23 protein-coding genes are annotated in these 19600 nt (G+C 58.5%); 11 read left to right on the top strand and 12 right to left on the bottom strand.

Features of this window, described 5'->3' with window-relative positions:
• Window positions 1-186 precede the first annotated feature (186 nt).
• Window positions 187-600 (top strand): GNAT family N-acetyltransferase, encoded by a 414-nt coding sequence (locus K5D32_RS05780; protein ID WP_221599493.1) that lies wholly within the window; start codon window positions 187-189, stop codon window positions 598-600.
• Between the two features lies 1 nt (window position 601).
• On the opposite strand, the gene def is transcribed toward K5D32_RS05780, so the two are convergent.
• The 3 genes from def to K5D32_RS05795 all read right to left on the bottom strand — a co-directional run bounded on the left by def (window position 602) and on the right by K5D32_RS05795 (window position 2526).
• Entirely contained in the window at window positions 602-1141 is a 540-nt protein-coding gene (gene def, locus K5D32_RS05785) for a peptide deformylase (protein WP_221599453.1), read from the bottom strand.
• A gap of 46 nt (window positions 1142-1187) precedes the next feature.
• Window positions 1188-2150, bottom strand: coding sequence for a YihY/virulence factor BrkB family protein (locus K5D32_RS05790; RefSeq protein ID WP_221576027.1), 963 nt, complete (start codon window positions 2148-2150; stop codon window positions 1188-1190).
• 184 nt (window positions 2151-2334) lie between these two features.
• Window positions 2335-2526: a CsbD family protein gene (locus tag K5D32_RS05795; RefSeq protein WP_198727421.1), complete on the bottom strand. Its 192-nt coding sequence runs from the start codon at window positions 2524-2526 to the stop codon at window positions 2335-2337.
• A gap of 220 nt (window positions 2527-2746) precedes the next feature.
• Here K5D32_RS05795 and K5D32_RS05800 point away from each other — a divergent pair, with 220 nt between their 5' ends.
• On the top strand, window positions 2747-3127 hold the full coding sequence (locus tag K5D32_RS05800; RefSeq protein WP_025261414.1) for a hypothetical protein: 381 nt from the start codon (window positions 2747-2749) through the stop codon (window positions 3125-3127).
• Between the two features lie 5 nt (window positions 3128-3132).
• Here the strand turns inward: K5D32_RS05800 and K5D32_RS05805 are convergent, their stop codons facing one another.
• Together K5D32_RS05805 and K5D32_RS05810 are read right to left on the bottom strand one after the other, a co-directional pair.
• Window positions 3133-3534 (bottom strand): DUF2177 family protein, encoded by a 402-nt coding sequence (locus K5D32_RS05805; protein ID WP_025261415.1) that lies wholly within the window; start codon window positions 3532-3534, stop codon window positions 3133-3135.
• Window positions 3535-3548: 14 nt separating this feature from the next.
• Complete coding sequence (locus K5D32_RS05810) at window positions 3549-4385, bottom strand: S1 RNA-binding domain-containing protein (protein ID WP_221599454.1); 837 nt, start codon at window positions 4383-4385, stop codon at window positions 3549-3551.
• A gap of 297 nt (window positions 4386-4682) precedes the next feature.
• Between K5D32_RS05810 and K5D32_RS05815 the strand changes: the two genes are divergently transcribed.
• From K5D32_RS05815 to K5D32_RS05830, 4 genes are all read left to right on the top strand, one after another.
• Window positions 4683-4871: a hypothetical protein gene (locus K5D32_RS05815; RefSeq protein ID WP_025261417.1), complete on the top strand. Its 189-nt coding sequence runs from the start codon at window positions 4683-4685 to the stop codon at window positions 4869-4871.
• 152 nt (window positions 4872-5023) lie between these two features.
• Window positions 5024-5539: a hypothetical protein gene (locus K5D32_RS05820; RefSeq protein ID WP_221576029.1), complete on the top strand. Its 516-nt coding sequence runs from the start codon at window positions 5024-5026 to the stop codon at window positions 5537-5539.
• A 145-nt stretch (window positions 5540-5684) separates the two neighbouring features.
• Entirely contained in the window at window positions 5685-6413 is a 729-nt protein-coding gene (locus K5D32_RS05825; protein WP_221576030.1) for a TorF family putative porin, read from the top strand.
• 108 nt (window positions 6414-6521) lie between these two features.
• Complete coding sequence (locus K5D32_RS05830) at window positions 6522-7406, top strand: DUF6279 family lipoprotein (protein ID WP_221576031.1); 885 nt, start codon at window positions 6522-6524, stop codon at window positions 7404-7406.
• Here the strand turns inward: K5D32_RS05830 and K5D32_RS05835 are convergent.
• A complete protein-coding gene (locus K5D32_RS05835) occupies window positions 7394-7783 on the bottom strand; it encodes a transcriptional regulator (RefSeq protein ID WP_221599455.1) in 390 nt (129 codons plus the stop codon). The two genes, K5D32_RS05830 and K5D32_RS05835, sit on opposite strands and share 13 nt — an antisense overlap.
• Window positions 7784-7956: 173 nt before the next feature.
• Window positions 7957-9297, bottom strand: coding sequence for a DEAD/DEAH box helicase (locus tag K5D32_RS05840; RefSeq protein ID WP_198727428.1), 1341 nt, complete (start codon window positions 9295-9297; stop codon window positions 7957-7959).
• A gap of 274 nt (window positions 9298-9571) precedes the next feature.
• Between K5D32_RS05840 and K5D32_RS05845 the strand changes: the two genes are divergently transcribed.
• Window positions 9572-10969 carry an MATE family efflux transporter gene (locus tag K5D32_RS05845; protein WP_221599456.1) on the top strand — a complete coding sequence of 466 codons (1398 nt, stop codon included), beginning with the start codon at window positions 9572-9574 and terminating at the stop codon, window positions 10967-10969.
• A 4-nt stretch (window positions 10970-10973) separates the two neighbouring features.
• Here the strand turns inward: K5D32_RS05845 and K5D32_RS05850 are convergent, their stop codons facing one another.
• The 4 genes from K5D32_RS05850 to K5D32_RS05865 all read right to left on the bottom strand — a co-directional run bounded on the left by K5D32_RS05850 (window position 10974) and on the right by K5D32_RS05865 (window position 13726).
• Window positions 10974-11429, bottom strand: coding sequence for a MarR family winged helix-turn-helix transcriptional regulator (locus tag K5D32_RS05850; protein WP_221599457.1), 456 nt, complete (start codon window positions 11427-11429; stop codon window positions 10974-10976).
• 201 nt (window positions 11430-11630) lie between these two features.
• On the bottom strand, window positions 11631-12500 hold the full coding sequence (locus K5D32_RS05855; protein ID WP_221599458.1) for a carboxylate/amino acid/amine transporter: 870 nt from the start codon (window positions 12498-12500) through the stop codon (window positions 11631-11633).
• 172 nt (window positions 12501-12672) lie between these two features.
• Window positions 12673-13272, bottom strand: coding sequence for an FMN-dependent NADH-azoreductase (locus tag K5D32_RS05860; RefSeq protein ID WP_221576035.1), 600 nt, complete (start codon window positions 13270-13272; stop codon window positions 12673-12675).
• 139 nt (window positions 13273-13411) lie between these two features.
• A complete protein-coding gene (locus K5D32_RS05865; RefSeq protein ID WP_221592617.1) occupies window positions 13412-13726 on the bottom strand; it encodes a 3-phosphoglycerate kinase in 315 nt (104 codons plus the stop codon).
• 64 nt (window positions 13727-13790) lie between these two features.
• Between K5D32_RS05865 and K5D32_RS05870 the strand changes: the two genes are divergently transcribed.
• From K5D32_RS05870 to K5D32_RS05885, 4 genes are all read left to right on the top strand, one after another.
• The gene (locus K5D32_RS05870; protein ID WP_221576036.1) at window positions 13791-14714 is read left to right on the top strand and encodes a LysR family transcriptional regulator; all 924 of its coding nucleotides are present in this window, start codon (window positions 13791-13793) and stop codon (window positions 14712-14714) included.
• Between the two features lie 14 nt (window positions 14715-14728).
• Window positions 14729-15517 carry an alpha/beta fold hydrolase gene (locus K5D32_RS05875; RefSeq protein WP_221576037.1) on the top strand — a complete coding sequence of 263 codons (789 nt, stop codon included), beginning with the start codon at window positions 14729-14731 and terminating at the stop codon, window positions 15515-15517.
• A gap of 117 nt (window positions 15518-15634) precedes the next feature.
• Window positions 15635-16204: a peptidylprolyl isomerase gene (locus K5D32_RS05880; protein ID WP_025261430.1), complete on the top strand. Its 570-nt coding sequence runs from the start codon at window positions 15635-15637 to the stop codon at window positions 16202-16204.
• A 108-nt stretch (window positions 16205-16312) separates the two neighbouring features.
• On the top strand, window positions 16313-18145 hold the full coding sequence (locus tag K5D32_RS05885; RefSeq protein ID WP_025261431.1) for an ABC transporter ATP-binding protein: 1833 nt from the start codon (window positions 16313-16315) through the stop codon (window positions 18143-18145).
• A 59-nt stretch (window positions 18146-18204) separates the two neighbouring features.
• On the opposite strand, the gene K5D32_RS05890 is transcribed toward K5D32_RS05885, so the two are convergent.
• Window positions 18205-19332, bottom strand: coding sequence for a GNAT family N-acetyltransferase (locus tag K5D32_RS05890; RefSeq protein ID WP_221599459.1), 1128 nt, complete (start codon window positions 19330-19332; stop codon window positions 18205-18207).
• Window positions 19333-19600 lie beyond the last annotated feature (268 nt).

Here is a 19600-nt window from a genome sequence, read left to right on the forward strand (position 1 = left end):
GGGCAGACCGCGATGGTCGTTCATGGCCTCCTCCTGAGATGAATTGACTGCACTTTTGAACTTAACAGTTAATCCGCGCTTTACCAGAGTCGGGGTCGTATCCCGGCGATTCATGCCGCTATCAGGAATATCTGTCTGCCAGGGCGATGATTTATGCTTGCCCGCCTCGAAGACCAGAGCCCGATCATGTCCAACATTCAGTTCAGCACCCTGCCCGACGCCTGCCGCCCTTTGCTGGACAAGTTCTACCGCGAACACAAGTCCTCCATGCGCGCAGTGCCTCGCGGAACGCTGTGGGTGGCGAAGCAGTCGCAGATCGTCGGCGCCCTTTGCCTGAGCGAAGTCGCTGACGGGCACTGGCTGACGGGGTTGTTCGTGGACCCGCAACTGCGTGGCCAGGCCATTGCCCGCCGCCTGATCGGTCATGCCGTGGAGCCATTGAACGGTCCGGTCTGGCTGTTCTGCCATCCGGACCTTCAGGCGTTCTATGCAGTGAGCGGTTTCGAGACGGCCCAGAGGCTGCCGCATTCACTGGGCGAAAAGTTCATGCGCTTCAGCCGCAGCAAGGCGCTGGTTGCCTTGTGCCGGACCAGCGCCTGAGTCACTCGTCGGCGTTGGGGTCCATGTCCGGGAACATGACTTCGATAAAGCCGAACTTGCTGAAGTCCGTGATGCGCGAAGGGTACAGACGGCCGATCAGGTGATCGCATTCGTGCTGGACCACGCGGGCATGAAAACCCTGGGCGGTGCGCTGGATCGGCTGGCCGTCCGGGTCAAAGCCTTCGTAGCGAATGCTCTGGTAACGATCGACCATGCCCCGCAAACCGGGCACCGACAGGCAGCCTTCCCAGCCTGCTTCAAGGGTCGGGCTCAAAGGCGTGATCAGCGGGTTGAGCAGGATGGTCTGGGGCACGGCTTCGGCCTGGGGATAGCGCTCGCTGCGCTCGAAGCCGAATATCACCAGTTGCAGATCGACACCTATCTGCGGTGCCGCAAGGCCGACGCCGCCGACACTTTCCATGGTCTCGAACATGTCGGCAATCAGCGTCTTGAGTTCGCTGCTGCCGAACAGCTCGCGGGGCACGGGAGGCGCGATGCGCAGCAAGCGCTCGTCGCCCATCTTCAGAATCTTGCGGATCATGATGAGTGTCGGTCTCTCGAACGAAAAGGCGATTCTGGACCCTGATTCAGGATTCGTCAGCCTTTAATGTGCTGTGTACCGAATGATCGCGCCCCAGCCCCGAAACATGCTGTTTGGCAGTGGAGTCCACCCGATTGTCGCCGGCTTCTTTTTCACCGGCATCCTTGCCTTCCTGGGACATGTGTTCGATCACCGCATTCATCTCCGCCCCCAGCAGCAACACCGCCGCCGAAATGTAGAAGTACAGCAACAGCACAATGATTGCGCCGATGCTGCCGTACATGGCGTTATAGTCGGCAAAGGTCTTGACGTAGAAGCCGAACCCCAGGGAAGCGATGATCCACACCACCACGGCCAGCACCGAGCCTGGGGTAATGAAGCGGAACTCCTGTTTCACGTCGGGCATGACGTAGTAGATCAAGGCCACGGCAACCATCAGCAGCAGGATGATCATCGGCCAGCGCAGCACGGTCCACAGCGTGACGATGAAGTCTTCCATGCCGATCTGCGAGGCGAACCAGCTCATGACCTGCGGGCCGACCACCATGAAACCGGCTGCGGCCAGCAGCATGCCGGCAATGCCCACGGTGTAGAGAATCGACAGCGGAAAACGCTTCCAGATGGGGCGCCCTTCGACCACGTCGTAGGCCGCGTTCATGGCACTCATCATCAGGCGCACACCGGCCGAAGCGGTCCACAGCGCAATGACGATACCGATGGACAGCAGGCCGCCCTTGGATTGCTGCAACTGGTCGATCACCGGATTGACCTGTTCCAGCGCCTGGGGCGGCAGAACCAGTTCCGATTGCAGGCGCAGCCAGGAGAAGAAATCCGGCAGGTGCAGAAAACCGATCAGGGCAATGAGGAACAGCAGGAACGGAAACAGCGAAAACAGCATCTGGTAGGCCAGTGCCGATGCGTAAGTAGACATCTCGTCATCGAGAAATTCGGTGACGGTGCGAACCATCACTTTGCCCAGTGGCAATTGACGCATGTGAGGAAAGATCATGGCGTCTCCTTGCGCTAAACCCTTTTACATTATATCGCCGGGCCGACAGTTGCGATTATGCGGCTGCCCATGTGCCAACAGTATTGCAGTGGCGTCAAATGGACTGAGCGAGCTGTAAAAGGTTTCAAGCCATGATGGATAAAGGCCATCTCGGCGATGACCTCTATCCGGTTTTCCTGTGAAGCTACGCTTTGTCTACGCCCTTTTTCACGGCGTCCTTGGCTTTACCCTTGAGTTGCTGGGCTTCGCCCTTTAGCTCCTGAGCTTTGCCCTCGGCCTTCAAACTGGAGTTATCGGTTGCCTTTCCGATGCCTTGCTTCACGTTGCCGATCGCTTCGTTGGCCATGCCTTTGATTTTATCGCCAGTACTACTCATGAAGTATCTCCCGGGTCTTGAAGACCGTTCTGGAATCAAATGTCGTAACCTCGACACAATGATTGACCGGGGGCAATTACGCAGAGTTTCAATTATTTTCTGACCAAAGCATGCCGTTCGTCCGCTGATGGGCAGGCCTTGTTTACGGTGTTTGTGCGAGAATGCGCGTCGCAGTCAGTCTGTGCCCGGCACACTGAACAAACCGATTCACAGGAACGTTATGAAACTCGATAAAAAGCTGGCCATCGCACGCAGGAACCAGGATCTGGGCGGCGCAGTGCTGGGCATCAACAACACCCATTTCGCCATTCTGGACACCAAGCGCAACATCTGGTGGTTCGACCTGCCTGTGACACGCCTGCAAGTGGGCCAGTACGAGTGGCTGCACCTGCTGCTGCACACCCCGGCGACCGATCAGTTGCTGCACCTGAAGGTGACCACCGTCTTCATGCGCGATCACATGGAAGGCCTGGAAGTGCGCAACGCTGGCAAACGCAAGCCGACCGTGAGCCTGGAACTGAGCGCCGACAAGGACTCGTTCCTCAAAGACATGCGCCCCAAGGGCAGCAACCTGAGCTTTGCGGGTTTTCTGCAGAAGTAAGGCGTTCAGGCCAGGCGGCGTGTCGCCAGATACCCCGCCGTTGCGGCCAGGGCTGAAACCACAGTCCCCCAGGCAAGATCCACAAGGGCCAACTGTGCAGGCCAGCCTTGCAAGGTCGCCCAGTTGGTCAGGTCGTAAGTGCCATAGGCGATCAGCCCCAACAGCCCGCCATAGAGGGTTGCATGCCCCGTGCGCTGCACCTTGAGCGCGGGCAGGACCGCAAATATCACCAGCCCCGCCCCATACAGCAGATAGAACACCACTGCAGGTCCGAGCAGTGGCGTGGCCAGCATCAGCGACCCGAGCCAGTCCCGATAGGTCGAGCCCATGAGCAATCCCAGCCAGACACCGTCCAGGATCAGAAAAGCCAGAAGCGTACCGAAGTAAGCCGTGAGGATTTTTTTCATGGGCGCACCCTGTATCAGGTCAGTTCGATACGGTCAGGGTGAATCACAATCTGACCTTGTTTATACAAGGCACCGATCGCTTTCTTGAAGTTCCCTTTACTGACACCGAACAGACCGCTGATGACCTGTGGATCACTCTTGTCGCTGACCGGCAGCACGCCGTTGTTATCACGCAACTTGGCGAGAATCTTGGCGTTCAGGCTGTCAGCGGCTTCGGCACCCACCGGCTGCAGGCTCAGGCTGATATTGCCATCGGAGCGGACTTCCTTGATGAAGCCTTTTTCCTGTTTGCCAGGGCGCAGGAACTTGAACACTTCGTTCTTGTGGATCAGGCCCCAGTGCTTGTTGTTGATGATCGCCTTGAAGCCCATGTCGGTGGCTTCGGCAACCAGCAGGTCGACTTCCTGACCCGCGCTGTAATGGGCAGGCGTCTTGTCCAGGTAGCGATCCAGGCGTGCAGTGGCGGTGATGCGCCGCGTTTTCTTGTCCAGATAGACATGCACCACGCAATAATCACCAGCCTGCAGGGTGCGCTTTTCTTCGGAGTACGGCAGCAGCAGGTCCTTGGGCAGCCCCCAGTCCAGGAACACGCCGATGCTGTTGACCTCGACCACCTTGAGGCTGGCGAACTCACCGACCTGAACCTTGGGTTTTTCAGTGGTGGCGAGCAGCTTGTCTTCGCTGTCCAGATAGACGAAAACGTTGATCCAGTCTTCATCTTCAGTGGGAATATCCTTGGGGATATACCGATTGGGCAGCAGGATTTCGCCATCCGGCCCACCGTCCAGGTACAGACCGAAGTTAGTGTGCTTGACCACTTGCAAGCTGTTGTAACGCCCGATTAAAGCCATTTGCAGATACCCTCATTACGTGGGCGGCATTCTACCCGACTTTGCGTCTGCATTCGCGATGCCCACGGCATGCGCTGCATGGCCGGGCCCCGCTCGTCAGTTGCCATGATCAGCAGAAACTTTCGGCATCCATCGCGCCCCACCCCAACTCTTCATTAAAAACAGCCAGTTAAGCGCGTCATGACACGCCTGGATGCTTGTCGAGCCCGTCCGCTCATGCCACCCAAACCCCAGATAAGCCAGCAGGAACCCGCCATTTCCTGTACGATGGCTGGCCGTACGAAGTTTATGAAGGTTATGGCAGTCATGCGTATCAAGGCATCCCACACCAAAGCAAAACCAGCTCCAGCCGTTGAAACGAGCGATTCGATCAATGCGCAGATCGCAGCTTTCCTCAAGTCCGGCGGCGAAATCCAGCAAATCGCCAAAGGCGTGAGCGGCCAGACCTTTACCCCGTCCAAGCACATCAACCTCGGCAAGAAGTAATTCTCCCCGACTGCTTTGCGGTTTCTATGCGCCTTGCCAAAACAGGGCGCTAGCTACACCTCCCGTCTCACTGCTAATCTCCTTCGGTATCTCCAAACCAAGAGCAGGAAACGCTCTGGTAGCAGACCCCTTTTGCTTTGCGGAATGCTTGAATGAAGAACTGGATGCTTTTCGGCGCTCTGATTTACCTCGGTGGTTGTGCCTCGCAGCACTGCGAAAACGGCCCCAATGAAAACCCCCACACTGACAGCCAGTGCAGAGCAGGCCACTTGCTGTATCAGCACGACATGCTTCAGGCCAAGCTGCTGATCAGCGAAGCGGATCGTGAAAACTATGAACTGGCCGAAGCCATGCTGCGACGCGCCGCCATCGACGATGCTTCCGGCGAAGCCGAGTTCTATCAGGCGATACTGCTGATTCGCGAACAGGCCGATCAGAAGCAGATCATCGATCTGTTGCAGACCGCAGCCGACAAATACAAGCATCCTCTGGCCATTGCCCTGCTCTCCCAGCAACTGAGCATGAGTGATCCGAAAAAGTCCGAACGCTATCGCGCCGAGTATGCCGAGCTCGATGTTGCCAAGAGCGGCTACCCCTCGTTCGAGCAGGCTCTGGTAGTGATTCGCGGGCTGATCATCCCGCCCGCCGAGACAACAGCCAGCAACTGAAGCTCCTGCGGATCGACGAACGGTCCGCATCCCCGGCATTTCATCGGTATGCTTGCGAGGCTCTAGCTCGCGGCTTGTGTCGGGCCTCTGCGCCGATTTCGATACGCCATTATGACCACACTCCTCGACGCACAAGGAGTGAGCCATGCTCAACCCTCGATTACAGATACTCGCCCTCGGCACCGTTCTGGTGTGCCAGCAGGCCTCTGCCCAGGTCTTGGAGCGCAGCCTTGGCGACTTCAACCTCAAGCTGGCGACCACACCTGCCCGCAGCATGGCTCAGGGTCTGGTGACACCCAGCGGCAGCTCCGGCTCATTCCACGGAGGCCTGGACCTGACCCATGAAAGCGGCTTTTACTTCGGTCAGTGGTCACCGAATATGGGATTTACCGAAGATACGTCCCTTGAAGTCGATTCCTACATGGGCTTCAAGAAACCCTTCGACAAGACCCTGGGTTATGAACTGGGGATGATCCGCTACAGCTATCCCGATACCAGCCAGATCGACAGCCACGAATTCTATGCCGGGTTGCGCGTGCTCAACAGCCGCGTTGGCGCGGCCTTCAGCAATGACGTAGGCGTGCGTAACAGCACCCTTTTCATTGACCTGGGCGGCATCGAGCAACTGGGCCTCGGGGTTCGCATGCAATACGCCAATCACCAGTTCGACACGCCACAAGCAGGCGATGACGGTTCGCTGATCAACGGCTTCAATGACTGGTCCCTGAACCTTTCACGCCCCTGGCTGGGGATCGACATGAACCTGATCTACAGCGGATCAAGCCTCAGCGGCAGTGATTGCAGCGTCTACAGCGGCCACAACCCGTATTGCGAAGGGACGTTCACCATCAAGGCCGTTCGCTCATTCTTCTAGACCCTGTACGACACTTCCCGTAACCGGTTTTTCCTGAAACGTCGCGAGTAAGTTGAACTGCCAGCCCCTACACTCCTCTACAGTCACTCAGCCTGTCCAGGAGTTGTCATGCATCGCTTCAAAGCCTTCATTACGCTGTTGATGGCCTTGCCATTGCTTGTTGCATGCAACCAGGTGGGCCTGGCGTATCGCAATCTGGACGTGATCATTCCCTGGACGCTCAGCGACTATCTGGACATGAACAGCCCCCAGAAAAGCTGGCTCGACGAGCGCCTGAAACAGCATTTGAGCTGGCATTGCAGCACGCAACTGCCCGACTACCTGACGTGGTTCGACCGCCTTGAGCAAATGGTGAAGACCGATAAAGTCACCCAGGCCGAACTTGAAGCCCGCACCGAAGAAGCCAAGGAAGCCTTGGCTAAAATCTCCCGCCAGGTCACGCCTTCGGCTGTCGAGTTGCTGGCCCGCTTCGACGACAAGCAGGTTCAGGAGATGCAGAACGCCTTCGCCAAGGACCAGCGCAAACAGGAAAAGAAATACCTGGACGACTCTCTGGAAAGGCAGATCGCCGAACGCGCCGCACGCATGGAAAAGCGCATGACACCCTGGCTGGGCAAATTGAATCCGGCGCAGAAGGCACGGGTACAGGCCTGGTCGGCGTCACTGGGCGAGCAGAGCCGGGGCTGGGTAGAAAACCGCGCCCGCTGGCAGAACCTGTTCCTGGCGACGGTACAGCAGCGTCAGGCCAAGGACTTTCCAGAACGCATCGCCGCACTGCTGCAGAATCGCGATACCTTCTGGACCCCGGAATACCGCGAGAACTACAACAGGGCCGAGCACGCCGCGATTACGCTCATCGTGGACGTGGTCGGCCAGAGCACACCCGACCAGCGCAAATTGCTGCTGGCCAGGATCGCTGACATGCGTGAGGACTTCGCGGATCTGGACTGCCTGAAGGCCTCACAAAAGCATGACGGGGGTCAGGCCACCTGAGCCTTGGAGGCAACCTCATCGAAGGTCGCAGGGTCGAGCGCATCGGCCTGCTCGTCCAGCACCTGACGCGGATGATCGTTGCCCGGAATGCTGCTGTCGATCATGGCCAGCAGGCTTGAGCCGCGCGGTGTCAGGATAAAGTTGCTGCCGGTACCCCCCTCGTCTTCAGGGCGCGGCTCGATGTAGCCGTGCTTGAGCAACAGCGCTTCCAGATCGGCCGCCTCGGTCTTGAGGTGATCCAGATTGCCGACAGACTCACCTTCGGCAGCCTTGGCAACTGCATGATCCTCGGCGTATTTGCGCGGGGCAAAGGACTCGCCAGCGCTGTTCTGTACTTCATGAAGCAGACGTTCGATAAGGTCCCAGTTATAAGCCATTTTGTAAAACCTCCGTCCAGCATGGATGAATAGCCCATGACATCCCGCCACGGGCTTGCTACTCAGAGGTTGTGACCTGTTGCGAGGGTGGCCGTTCAGCCGGGGAGACGGAGGGAGGCTTCGCGAATAAATTCGCTCCTACCGTAGGAGCGACTTCAGTCGCGAATTGCAGATTACTCAGCCGCAGGTGCCGGTGTGCTGCGTTTCTTCAACGGCGCCATGCCGTCCTTGCTTACCAGCGAATCCGACTTGGGACGGTTGACGGACTTGCGCTTGGTCGGCCCCTTGGCGGCAACTTTTTTCTTGTCGCCCTTGGTATCGGTCTTTTTCTTCTTGGTGCCGACAGCCTTGCCAGACGCCTTGACCTTCTTCGGTCCGCCGTAAGTACCTTTGACTTCCTTGACGGTGCGACGCTCGAAGCTTTGCTTGAGGTAGCGTTCGATGCTGGACATCAGGTTCCAGTCACCATGGCAGATAAGCGAAACCGCCAGACCTTCACTGCCCGCACGCCCGGTACGACCAACGCGGTGAACATAGTCATCGCCGCTGCGTGGCATGTCGAAGTTGATGACCAGATCCAGACCATCCACATCCAGACCACGAGCTGCCACATCCGTGGCCACCAGGATCTTGGCACCGCCCTGCTTCAGACGATCGATGGCCGCCTTGCGGTCCTTCTGGTCCTTGTCGCCGTGCAGCACGAACGCCTTGTATTCCTGAGCAACCAGACGCCCGTACAGGCGGTCGGCCATGGCCTTGGTGTTGGTGAACACAATGGCTTTCTGATAAGTCTCGTTGGCCAGCAGCCAGTTGAGAATCTGCTCTTTGTGGACATTATGGTCAGCGGTGATGATCTGCTGACGAGTACCGCTGGCCAGCTCGCTGACGTTATTGAGCTGCAGGTGCTGTGGGTCTTTCAGCACTTTGCGGATCATGTCCCGCAGACCCGAACCACCGGTGGTGGCCGAGAACAGCATGGTCTGCTGACGGTCGGCACATTCGCCCGCCAGGCGCTCGACGTCTTCGGAGAAGCCCATGTCCAGCATGCGGTCGGCTTCGTCGAGGACCAGCACTTCAACCAGTTTGAGGTCCAGGTTGCCAGCGTTGAGGTGTTCAAGCAGACGGCCCGGGGTGCCGATCAGAATGTCCGGCACCTTGCGCAGCATCGCGGCCTGAACCTTGAAGTCTTCGCCACCGGTGATCAGGCCGGCCTTGATGAAGGTGAACTGCGAGAAACGCTCGACTTCCTTGAGGGTCTGCTGAGCCAGCTCGCGGGTCGGCAGCAGGATCACGGCGCGGATATCGACACGCACCCGAGCCGGACCGATCAGGCGGTTGAGGATCGGCAACACAAAAGCCGCGGTCTTGCCGCTACCGGTTTGCGCAGTCACCCGCAGGTCACGCCCTTGCAATGCCAGCGGAATAGCGGCGGCCTGCACAGGCGTAGGCTCGACAAATTTAAGCTCGGCCACAGCTTTAAGCAGGCGTTCGTGCAGGGCGAATTCGGAAAACACGGGTGCTACCTCGACGAAAAACAAAAATACAGCTGCATAGCGTAACGGTTTCGAGCGCCGGGGCCGAGTTTCTTTACCACTATGGATGGATTTTGTTGCCCGATCCGGCTAATGCACGTCTCGAAAGGCCTTGTCGGCTGGCCAGTTTCACACCTGCACCACCCTCGATCAGTACCGGACGATTGCCGCCAGAGCAAATATGACTTTATTATGGGTATATGCCCACTAAACCAGTGATGCTCGCTGATGCCCTCCTGCCGATAGCGGATCCGCCATGTCAAAAGTCCCTCCCATGGTTGCGGAGCAACCTGAAGCTACAGCATCGCCGCCCATCAACTCTGCCCGTGAAAAACTCCTGAGCGGGCCGATCCTTTCGACGCTGCTGCTGCTCGCCTGGCCAACGGTCGCCGTACTGCTGGCACAGACCGCCGTGACCATGGCCGAGGCCTATTACGTAGGGCTATTGGGAACGGCGGCCTTGGCAGGCGTCGCCCTGGTGTTTCCGTTCTACATGCTCATGGTGACGATGTCAGGCGGCGGTATCGGAAGCGGCGTGGCCTCGGCGGTAGCCCGTGCCGTTGGCGCGGGAAACGAACACGATGCCGATTCGCTGCTGATGCATTCCATCATTCTCGCAGTATTCATTGGCCTGGCATTTACAGCGGCCGCACTCGTGCTGGGGCCTTTTCTCTACCATGCGATGGGCGGGCGCAGCGACGCGCTGGATGCAGCCCTGCAGTACTCCAACTATCTGTTTCTGGGCGCGGTGCCCATGTGGGTCGTCAACATGATCACTGCATCGCTGCGCGGCTCGGGAAACGTAAAGGTACCGGCGCTCATCACGCTTATCGGCGCAATCATTCTGATACCGGCGTCCCCGGCGCTGATCTTCGGGTTTGGTCCGATCCCGGCAATGGGAATCGCGGGCGCGGGGACTGCCTTTGCCATCTTTTACGTGACGGCAGCGTTCTTTCTCGTGCGCTACATGATGTCGGGCAAGTCAAACCTCACTATCCGCAAGGTTGCGTTCGAGTGGCGCCTGATCAGGGACATATTGAAGGTCGGCCTTCCCGCTGCGCTCAGCACCGTCATGACCAACCTGATTGTCATCCTGATCACCGGCGCAGTCGGCCTGGCGGGCACAGACGCCCTGGCCGCCTTCGGGATTGCCTCGCGCCTGGATTACGTGATGATTCCGCTGTTGTTCGGTTTATCGGCCGCAGTCTTGACGATGGTGGGCGTCAATATAGGCGCAGGCAACACCGAGCGGGCCAGAAAGATTGCCTGGACCGGAATACTGGTCGGCACCGCTTTTGTCGGGGTCATTGGCGTGATAGTCGCTGTCTTCCCGATGCTGTGGTTGCAGTTTTTCAGCACCGACCCCGCCGTGCTGGAGCCCGCAAAAACCTATCTGCACATTGTGGCGCCATTCTATGCCGCACTCGGATTCGGCTTCGTCTTCGGGTTCGCCGCCCAAGGGGCTGGCCATGCAGGTGCGCCTTTCATTGCGATGACCACCCGCATGCTTCTGGCCACATCGTTGAGCTGGCTGGCCGCCTGGTATCTGGAGCCCCAACTGTCGAACATCGCCATTGCCACGGCTTTTTCGCTGGTGGCATACGCTCTGATCAGTTACTTCGCGATGCTCAAAGGGGTCATTCGAGCGTCATGAGCGGTCATCGCTCTTCGGTGAGCACAAGGCGTTCGTCATAGGCAATGCTGAGCAACGCCTTGCACAGCTCACCCGCCGCGTCCTCGCCGAAGGTCTTGAGAAACCGCTCCTGAGCCTGTCGCCACAAGATCCGGGCGTCATGGAATGCCTTTTCCCCCTCCGCCGTCGCCATGATCAGGCGACGTCGGCGATCGGCAAGGCTGGTTTGCTGCGCAACGAGTCCATCGCGCTCAAGGGGTTTGAGGTTGTGGCCCAATGAGGAGCGATCCAGAACCAGCGCATCGGCCAGTTCCTGCAAGGTAGGGGGTGATTTGGCCCGAGGAACCAGCTCTGCAAGAATCGCAAACTGGGTCGAGCGAAGCCCCGATGGAGCCAGAGCATCATCATAAAGCTGAGTCAGCCGCCTTGAGGCCTTGCGCATTGCCGTCGCGTAGCAACGCACGGGCGGTTGAACAGCCATTTGTGAAACGCTCTATTGATGTGGGACCTGCCGGAGTATAGCGAGGTCGACAGCTCCACCACCAATAGCAACTTGAACGATAATGCTCGTTTCGAGAAACCAGGCCTCACTGCTCGGAGCGTTGTCGGCGACATAAACGTGTTGCCTGTCATTGAGTCGTCGCGGCCAAGGCCCATCCCACAAGTGAAAGGCATGCCTTGATTACTGCCCCCTCACCAGCAAAGGCCTGGCCCCGAACCGGCTGATCCAGAGCGACACCACAATCAGCACCCCTCCAATGAACAGACGACTCAGTGACTCGTGCTGGTTCCAGATCAACAGGTTGACCAAAAGGCCTACCGGCACATGCAGGACGTTGAACACGGCCAGGGTCGAACCTGATACCAGGCACGCGCCCTTGTTCCACCAGTACATACCCAATGCCGTGGAACACAGCCCCAGGAACAGCAGGACGCTCCATTGCCGGGCGTCGGTGGGAACGTTCTGCGGATTGCCGAACATCAGGAAGGCTGGCAGGACCACCGCCAGCGCACCGAGGTAGAAATAGCCGAAACGCCGATAATGCGGCAGGTCGCTCGGATGGCGCGCCACCAGATGCTTGTAGAGGACTTGTCCGGCGGCATAGGTGAAGTTGGCCAGTTGCAGCAGCAGGAAGCCACCGAGGAAGTCGCCGTCCAGCCCGTCGTAGCGAATCACGCCAGCACCCAGCACCGCGACGCCAGCAGCCAGCAAGGCCCATGGATTGAAACGCCGGTTGAGGGCATCTTCGATCAGGGTCACGTGCAGGGGCGTCAGGATGGTGAACAGCAGCACTTCCGGCACCGTCAGCACGCGGAAGCTCAGGTACAGGCAGACATAAGTGATGCCAAACTGCAGCGCGCCGATCAGCAGCATGCCGCGCATGAACCTTGGCTCGACCTTGCGCCAATGGGTCAGCGGAATGAACACCAGCCCTGCCAGCACCACGCGAATCAGCACGGCCAGGTAACTGTCGACATGGCCCGCCAGATAGACACCGATCAGGCTGAAGGAAAACGCCTGGATCAGCGTAACGATAAGTAGATAGCCCATGAGCGCCCCTTTTTTGAAGGTCGCGAACATAGCGGGTTGGCGGTTTGGGTGTCTAGTCGGACATGGATTTTGTAGGAGCGGATTCATCCGCGAGAGGCCAGTGAATCCGACAGGGGCATCTCGTTTTCAATGACGTCTCGCGAATGAGTTCGCTCGGGTTTAGTAGAAAAGGTCAGGCCACCTGAGCGAGCCTGGCGAGCGCCTGGTTCAGGCCTTTCTCACTGAATTCAGGCCCCATATTCAGGCCTTCAGCATTGATGAAGGTGACATCGTGAATGCCCACAAACGCCAGCACCTGACGCAGGTAGGGTTCCTGATGATCCTGACTGCTACCGGCATAGATGCCACCACGGGCGGTCAGCACAAAAGCGCGTTTGCCGGTCAGCAGGCCTTGCGGGCCGGTGTCGCCGTACTTGAAGGTCACGCCGGCACGCAGCACATGGTCGAACCAGGCCTTGAGGGTGCTCGGGATGGCGAAGTTGTACATCGGAGCTCCCAGGACCAGCACGTCGGCAGCGATCAGTTCATCGGTCAGCAGGTCCGAGCGCTCCAGCGCCGCCTGTTCGATGGCGGTGCGCTGCTCGGCAGGCTTCATCCAGCCGCCCAGCAAGGTTGCATCCAGATGAGGAACAGGCTCGCTGCCCAGGTCACGTACTTTGATTTCATCGCCTGGATGAGCGTTCTTCCACTGACTGATGAATTGCTGCGTCAGTTGACGTGAAACCGAATCCTGTTGGCGGGCGCTGCTTTCGATAACCAGTACACGGGACATGACCTGTGATCTCCATCCAAGAATGTGTTGAGTTGATGGAGAGAAGGCTAAACGTGAACCTATCGATGAAAAAGCGCAAAAACCTGCTTCTATATATCTAATTATTTGTCTTATCCGCAGGAGCGCTCTACCCTCATTGCTATTCAGGCTCACACGTGAGCGTGATCCGCAGCTTGATAATGCTGCGATTGAACTTGGAAGAGACATCGACGCTTTTCCCGGCGGCTACCTGAACACGACGAGTGCGTGGCGCTTCGGGGCCGTTGCGGAACACCACCGAACACTTGGCATCGACACTGCCGTAGTTGTTCACGGTAATGGAGCCGGTGTCGTGGTAGGTGTCGTGGCTGTTGTAGTCGATCTGTACGCCCTGGTACTGCTTCTCCACCTCAATGGGGTAGGCAAAAGCACTCAAGGGCAACATCGCCAGCAGTACGCAGCACAATCTGTTCATCCGACAGTCTCCAGAGAAAGGACTGTCAGATTAGGACAATAGGGATGGAAAGAGGAATAACAGAATGAAAGCCCCTCGCGTGACCCTCGATCAATGGCGCACTTTGCAGGCCGTTGTCGATCACGGTGGTTTTGCCCAGGCCGCCGAAGCGCTGCACCGTTCACAGTCGTCGGTCAGCTACACCGTGGCGCGGATGCAGGATCAGCTCGGCGTGCCGCTGTTGCGTATCGATGGCCGCAAGGCGGTGTTGACCGAAGCCGGTGGCGTATTGCTGCGCCGTTCCCGGCAACTGGTCAAGCAGGCCAGCCAGCTGGAAGACCTGGCTCATCACATGGAGCAAGGCTGGGAAGCCGAGGTTCGTCTGGTCGTCGATGCGGCTTACCCCACGGCGCGACTGGTGCGGGCCTTGACCGCATTCATGCCTCAGAGCCGTGGCTGTCGCGTGCGCTTGCGTGAAGAAGTGTTGTCCGGGGTCGAAGAAGTCCTGCTTGAAGGCACGGCCGATCTGGCCATCAGCGGCTTCAGCATTCCCGGCTACCTGGGCACCGAGATGAGTACCGTGGAGTTCATTGCCGTTGCCCATCCCGAACACCCCTTGCATCAGGCCAAGCGCGAATTGACGTTCCAGGATCTGGAAAGCCAGTTGCAGGTGGTCATTCGCGATTCCGGCCGCCAGCAACCTCGTGACATAGGCTGGCTCGGCGCCGAACAGCGCTGGACTGTCGGCAGTCTCGGCACGGCGACCACCTTTGTCAGTAGCGGCCTGGGTTTTGCCTGGCTGCCCCGGCACATGATCGAACGGGAGCTCAAGGAAGGCGTGCTCAAGATCCTGCCGCTGGACAAGGGTGGCAGTCGCAACCCGTCGTTCTATCTTTACTCCAGCAAAGACAAGCCGCTTGGCCCGGCAACGCAGATTCTGATCGACTTGATCAGCACCTTCGACACGGCACCGCTGACAGCAGCATTCGCGGCGCCTCAACAGGCGTGACGGGGAAGGACCCTATGAATTTTTTCGAACACGACGGCTGTTCGCTGCATTACGAGGAATACGGACAGGGCGAACCGGTATTACTGCTGCATGGCCTGGGCTCCAGTTGTCAGGACTGGGAATACCAGATTCCGGCCCTGGCCGAGCATTATCGGGTCATCGTCATGGATGCCCGAGGCCATGGTCGCTCGGACAAACCCCATGAGCGCTACAGCATCAAGGGCTTCAGCGCCGATGTCGAAGCCCTGATCGAGCATCTGCATCTGGGACCGGTGCATATCGTCGGCCTGTCCATGGGCGGGATGATCGGCTTTCAGATCGCTGTCGATCAGCCAGGCCTGCTCAAGAGCCTGTGCATCGTCAACAGCGCGCCGCAGGTCAAGGTCCACAGTTTCAGCGACTTGATGCAACTGGTCAGGCGCTGGACACTGTCGCGGGTGGTGAGCATGAACACGCTGGGACATGCGCTGGGCAAGCTGCTGTTCCCCAGACCGGAGCAGGCCGAACTGCGCCAGAAAATGGCCGAGCGCTGGAGCAGGAATGACAAGCGCGCCTACCTGGCCAGTTTCGATGCGATTGTCGGCTGGGGCGTGGAGAAAAAACTGTCACGGATCACCTGCCCGACGCTGATCATCAGTGCCGATCGCGACTACACGCCGGTGGCCCTCAAGGAGGCCTACGTCAAACAGTTACCCAACGCCCGGCTGGTGGTCATCAAGAACTCCCGCCACGCCACGCCGCTGGACCAGCCCGAGCAATTCAATCGCACCGTTCTGGAATTCATCGCGTCAACGAAGGTCTGAAAACCGCATGCGCTTCACATGCGGGGTTTCAGGCTTCGTTCACACTGGGCAAAAAAAGCCAAACGTGGTTACCTTGCCAGCCACAGTCGACATCATCACTGAAGGACTCTCTGCCCCATGCTGAAAAAAATCGCCCTCGCCGCCTGCTCCGTGTTGTTCGCAGCCAACCTGATGGCGGCCCAGCCTCCAGCCAAGCCCACTCATGTGGTGCTCGACACCAGCTTCGGCCAGATCGAACTTGAACTCGCTGACGAAAAAGCGCCGATCAGCACCCAGAACTTCCTGGGCTATGTCGACAGCGGTTTCTACAACAACACCATTTTCCATCGCGTGATCCCGGGCTTCATGGTTCAGGGTGGCGGCTTCACCCAGTATCTGGTGCAGAAGAACACCAAGGACCCGATCAAGAACGAAGCACAGAACGGTCTGCACAACGTACGCGGCACCATCGCCATGGCCCGCACGTCGAACGTGAACTCGGCAACCAGCCAGTTCTTCATCAACACCAATGACAACGCCATGCTCGACAACGGCGTACGTGACTACGGTTACGCGGTGTTCGGCAAAGTGGTCAAGGGCATGGACGTGGTGGACCAGATCGTCAACGCCCAGACCAGCAACCAGAAAGGCATGCAGAACGTGCCTGTCGACCCGATCCTGATCAAGTCGGCCAAGCGCGTCGAGTAAAGGGAATTAGGACGCATGCAGCCCAGGCTCAAGGCCGGCTGCATGTGCTCTGTCAGGGAGAGCCTCCAATCATCAAGGAGAACCCACATCGCGTGGGGATCATAGCCAATGCTTTATCGTCGTTTTGAAAAGCTGATCGATACCTTCCGAGACGCACCGACCGCCTCCCCGCCCAATACCGTTCTAGCGTTCTACGTCTATTACCTGCGCCAGGTATGGCCCGTGTTCACCGCATTGCTGGTGGTCGGGCTGATCGGAGCGCTGATCGAAGTCGCGCTGTTCAGTTACCTGAGCCGCATCATCGACCTGGCCCAGACCACGCCCGCCAAGGATTTCTTCACGGTCCATGGCAGCGAACTGATCTGGATGGCGATCGTGACCCTGCTGCTACGCCCGGTCTTCGTCGGCCTGCATGACCTGCTGGTGCATCAGACCATCAGCCCCGGCATGACCAACATGATTCGCTGGCAGAACCACAGTTATGTGCTCAGGCAGAGCATCAACTTCTTCCAGAACGACTTCGCCGGACGCATCGCCCAGCGCATCATGCAGACCGGCAACTCCCTGCGCGACTCGGCCGTACAGGCCGTGGATGCCCTGTGGCATGTGCTGATCTACGCCATCAGCTCGCTGGTGCTGTTCGCTGAAGCGGACTGGCGACTGATGATCCCGCTGATGCTCTGGATCGCGGCTTACATCCTGTCGCTGGTCTACTTCGTGCCAAGGGTCAAGGAACGCTCGGTGGTGTCCTCCGATGCGCGCTCGAAACTCATGGGCCGGATCGTCGATGGCTATACCAACATCACCACGCTCAAGCTGTTCGCCCACACCAATTTCGAGGAGCGCTATGCCCGCGAAGCCATCAGCGAACACACCCACAAGACCCAACTGGCTGCCCGGGTAGTCACCGCCATGGATACGGTCATCACCACCATGAACGGCCTGCTGATCGTGTCCACTACAGGTCTGGCCCTGTGGCTCTGGAGCCAGTCGCTGATCTCGATGGGCGCCATCGCTCTGGCGACAGGGCTGGTGATCCGGATCGTCAACATGTCCGGCTGGATCATGTGGGTGGTCAACGGAATCTTCGAGAACATCGGCACCGTGCAGGACGGGCTGGAAAGCATCTCGCAACCGGTCACGGTCAACGACAAACCTGATGCGCCGCAATTGAAGATCGCCAAGGGCGGTGTGAAGTTCGAGGGTGTGGATTTCCACTACGGGAATGGCAACGGCATCATTCACAACCTCAATCTGGATATCCGGCCTGGGGAGAAAATCGGCCTGATCGGCCCTTCCGGTGCAGGCAAGTCGACGCTGGTGAACCTGCTGCTGCGCATGTACGACGTGCAGGCGGGACGGATTCTGATTGATGGCCAGGATATTTCCGAGGTCACCCAGGAAAGCCTGCGAGCACAGATCGGCATGATCACTCAGGACACGTCGCTGTTGCATCGTTCGATCCGCGACAATCTGTTGTATGGCAATCCTGGCGCGACCGATGAGCAACTGTGGGACGCCGTACACAAGGCCAGCGCCGAAGAGTTCATCCCTCTGCTGTCCGACTCTGAAGGCCGCACCGGTTTCGATGCTCATGTGGGGGAGCGTGGTGTGAAGCTGTCCGGTGGCCAGCGCCAACGTATCGCGATCACCCGTGTTCTGCTCAAGGACGCGCCGATCCTGATCATGGACGAAGCCACATCAGCGCTGGACTCGGAAGTCGAGGCCGCGATTCAAGAAAGCCTGGAAACCCTGATGCAAGGCAAGACCGTCATCGCCATCGCCCACCGCCTGTCCACCATTGCCCGAATGGATCGTCTGGTGGTGCTGGAAAAAGGCCAGATCGCCGAAACCGGCACCCACGCCGAACTGCTGGCCCATGGCGGGCTGTATGCACGGTTGTGGCAGCATCAGACCGGCGGGTTTGTAGGGGTTGATTGAGACGATCTGCGGGAGCGAATTCATTCGCGAACTAGCAAACTTCGCGAATAAATTCGCTCCTACACGCCTGACTGCCGATACGGCAAAGCCCCTCGCGCATCCTCGGCATAGGCCAGGATGCCGACCCGCTCCTGCTCCAGAAAATCACTCACGGCGTCCTTCAAGCCCGGATGCAGCAGGTAATGCCAGGAATGGGTGATCTGCGGCTCGAAACCCCGAACCAGTTTGTGCTCGCCTTGAGCACCGGCATCGAAGCGCTGTAGTCCCTTTTCGATGGCGTAGTCCATGCCCTGATAGAAACAGGTTTCAAAGTGCAGGCGGTCGAATTCCGCAAGGCATCCCCAATAGCGGCCATAGAAACTCTCGCCACCGGTCAGGCTGAAGGCCATGGCCACCGGACGCTGGCCCTGGCGCGCAAGCACCACGCGAATCGCTTCGGGCATGCGTTCGGCCAGCAGACTGAAAAACTCGCGAGTCAGATAAGGTGCCTGCCCACGCACTTCATAGGTATTGGAATAGCAGGCATATACGAAGTCCCACAGCACTTCGCTCATCTGGACGCCTTCGAGCCACTCGAACTCGATCCCCTGCCCCGCGACCTGCTCGCGCTCCTTGCGCATCTGTTTGCGTTTGCGGGAACTCAAGGCGTCGAGGAAATCCTGAAAGTCCCGATAACCGCGGTTGTGCCAGTGAAACTGACAACCATAGCGCTGCAACCAGCCAGGCTGAGCGGTCAGCAAGTCATCGGCGGCTGGGTCGGTGAAATTCACATGGGCGCTCGACAGCCCCTCACCCAATAGATAGTCCGGCAGACCCGCGAGCAATTGCACACCCGCCTCAGGTGTTCGTGCCAAGACACGCGCACCGCTCACCGGGCTGAACGGCACAGCTACAAGCAGCTTGGGGTAGTAGGCGATGCCCGCACGACGGCAGGCATCGGCCCAACCGTGATCGAACACGTACTCGCCGTAGGAATGCCATTTGCGATAGGCAGGCAAGGCTGCGATCAGTTCGCCGTTCTCGTAATGCAGCAAATGCTCGGCTTTCCAGCCCGAACGTGGGCCAAGGCTGCCGCTGTCTTCCAGGGCGCTGAGAAAGGCATGTCGCAGAAAGGGCTGACCATCGGGAACCAGCGCATCCCATTGGGCGGGCACGACATCACTGAGGCTGGCGGTCGGGACGAACATGGGGACGTTCCAGGCTGATCGGAGAACGCAGCAGTATCCCCCATCGAAACGCAATGTTCACGAATTGTTGATCCGAAGGCTCTAGCCCGCATGTTTCAGACTCTGAATCGTCACCAACATGCCATCGTATTGCCACCTTTTTGAAATAACCAGCCGCAATACTGGCGCCTGTTTTTAGAACAGAGGGTACTAACCCTCACCGCGCCCTGCCTGTTGGGTGGTTTTTACAAGGATGGTTTTCCCCATCCGCTATTCAGTTATGGAGATT

It is taken from the genome of Pseudomonas cichorii (assembly GCF_019719005.1).
Taxonomy (GTDB): Bacteria; Pseudomonadota; Gammaproteobacteria; order Pseudomonadales; family Pseudomonadaceae; genus Aquipseudomonas; species Aquipseudomonas cichorii_E.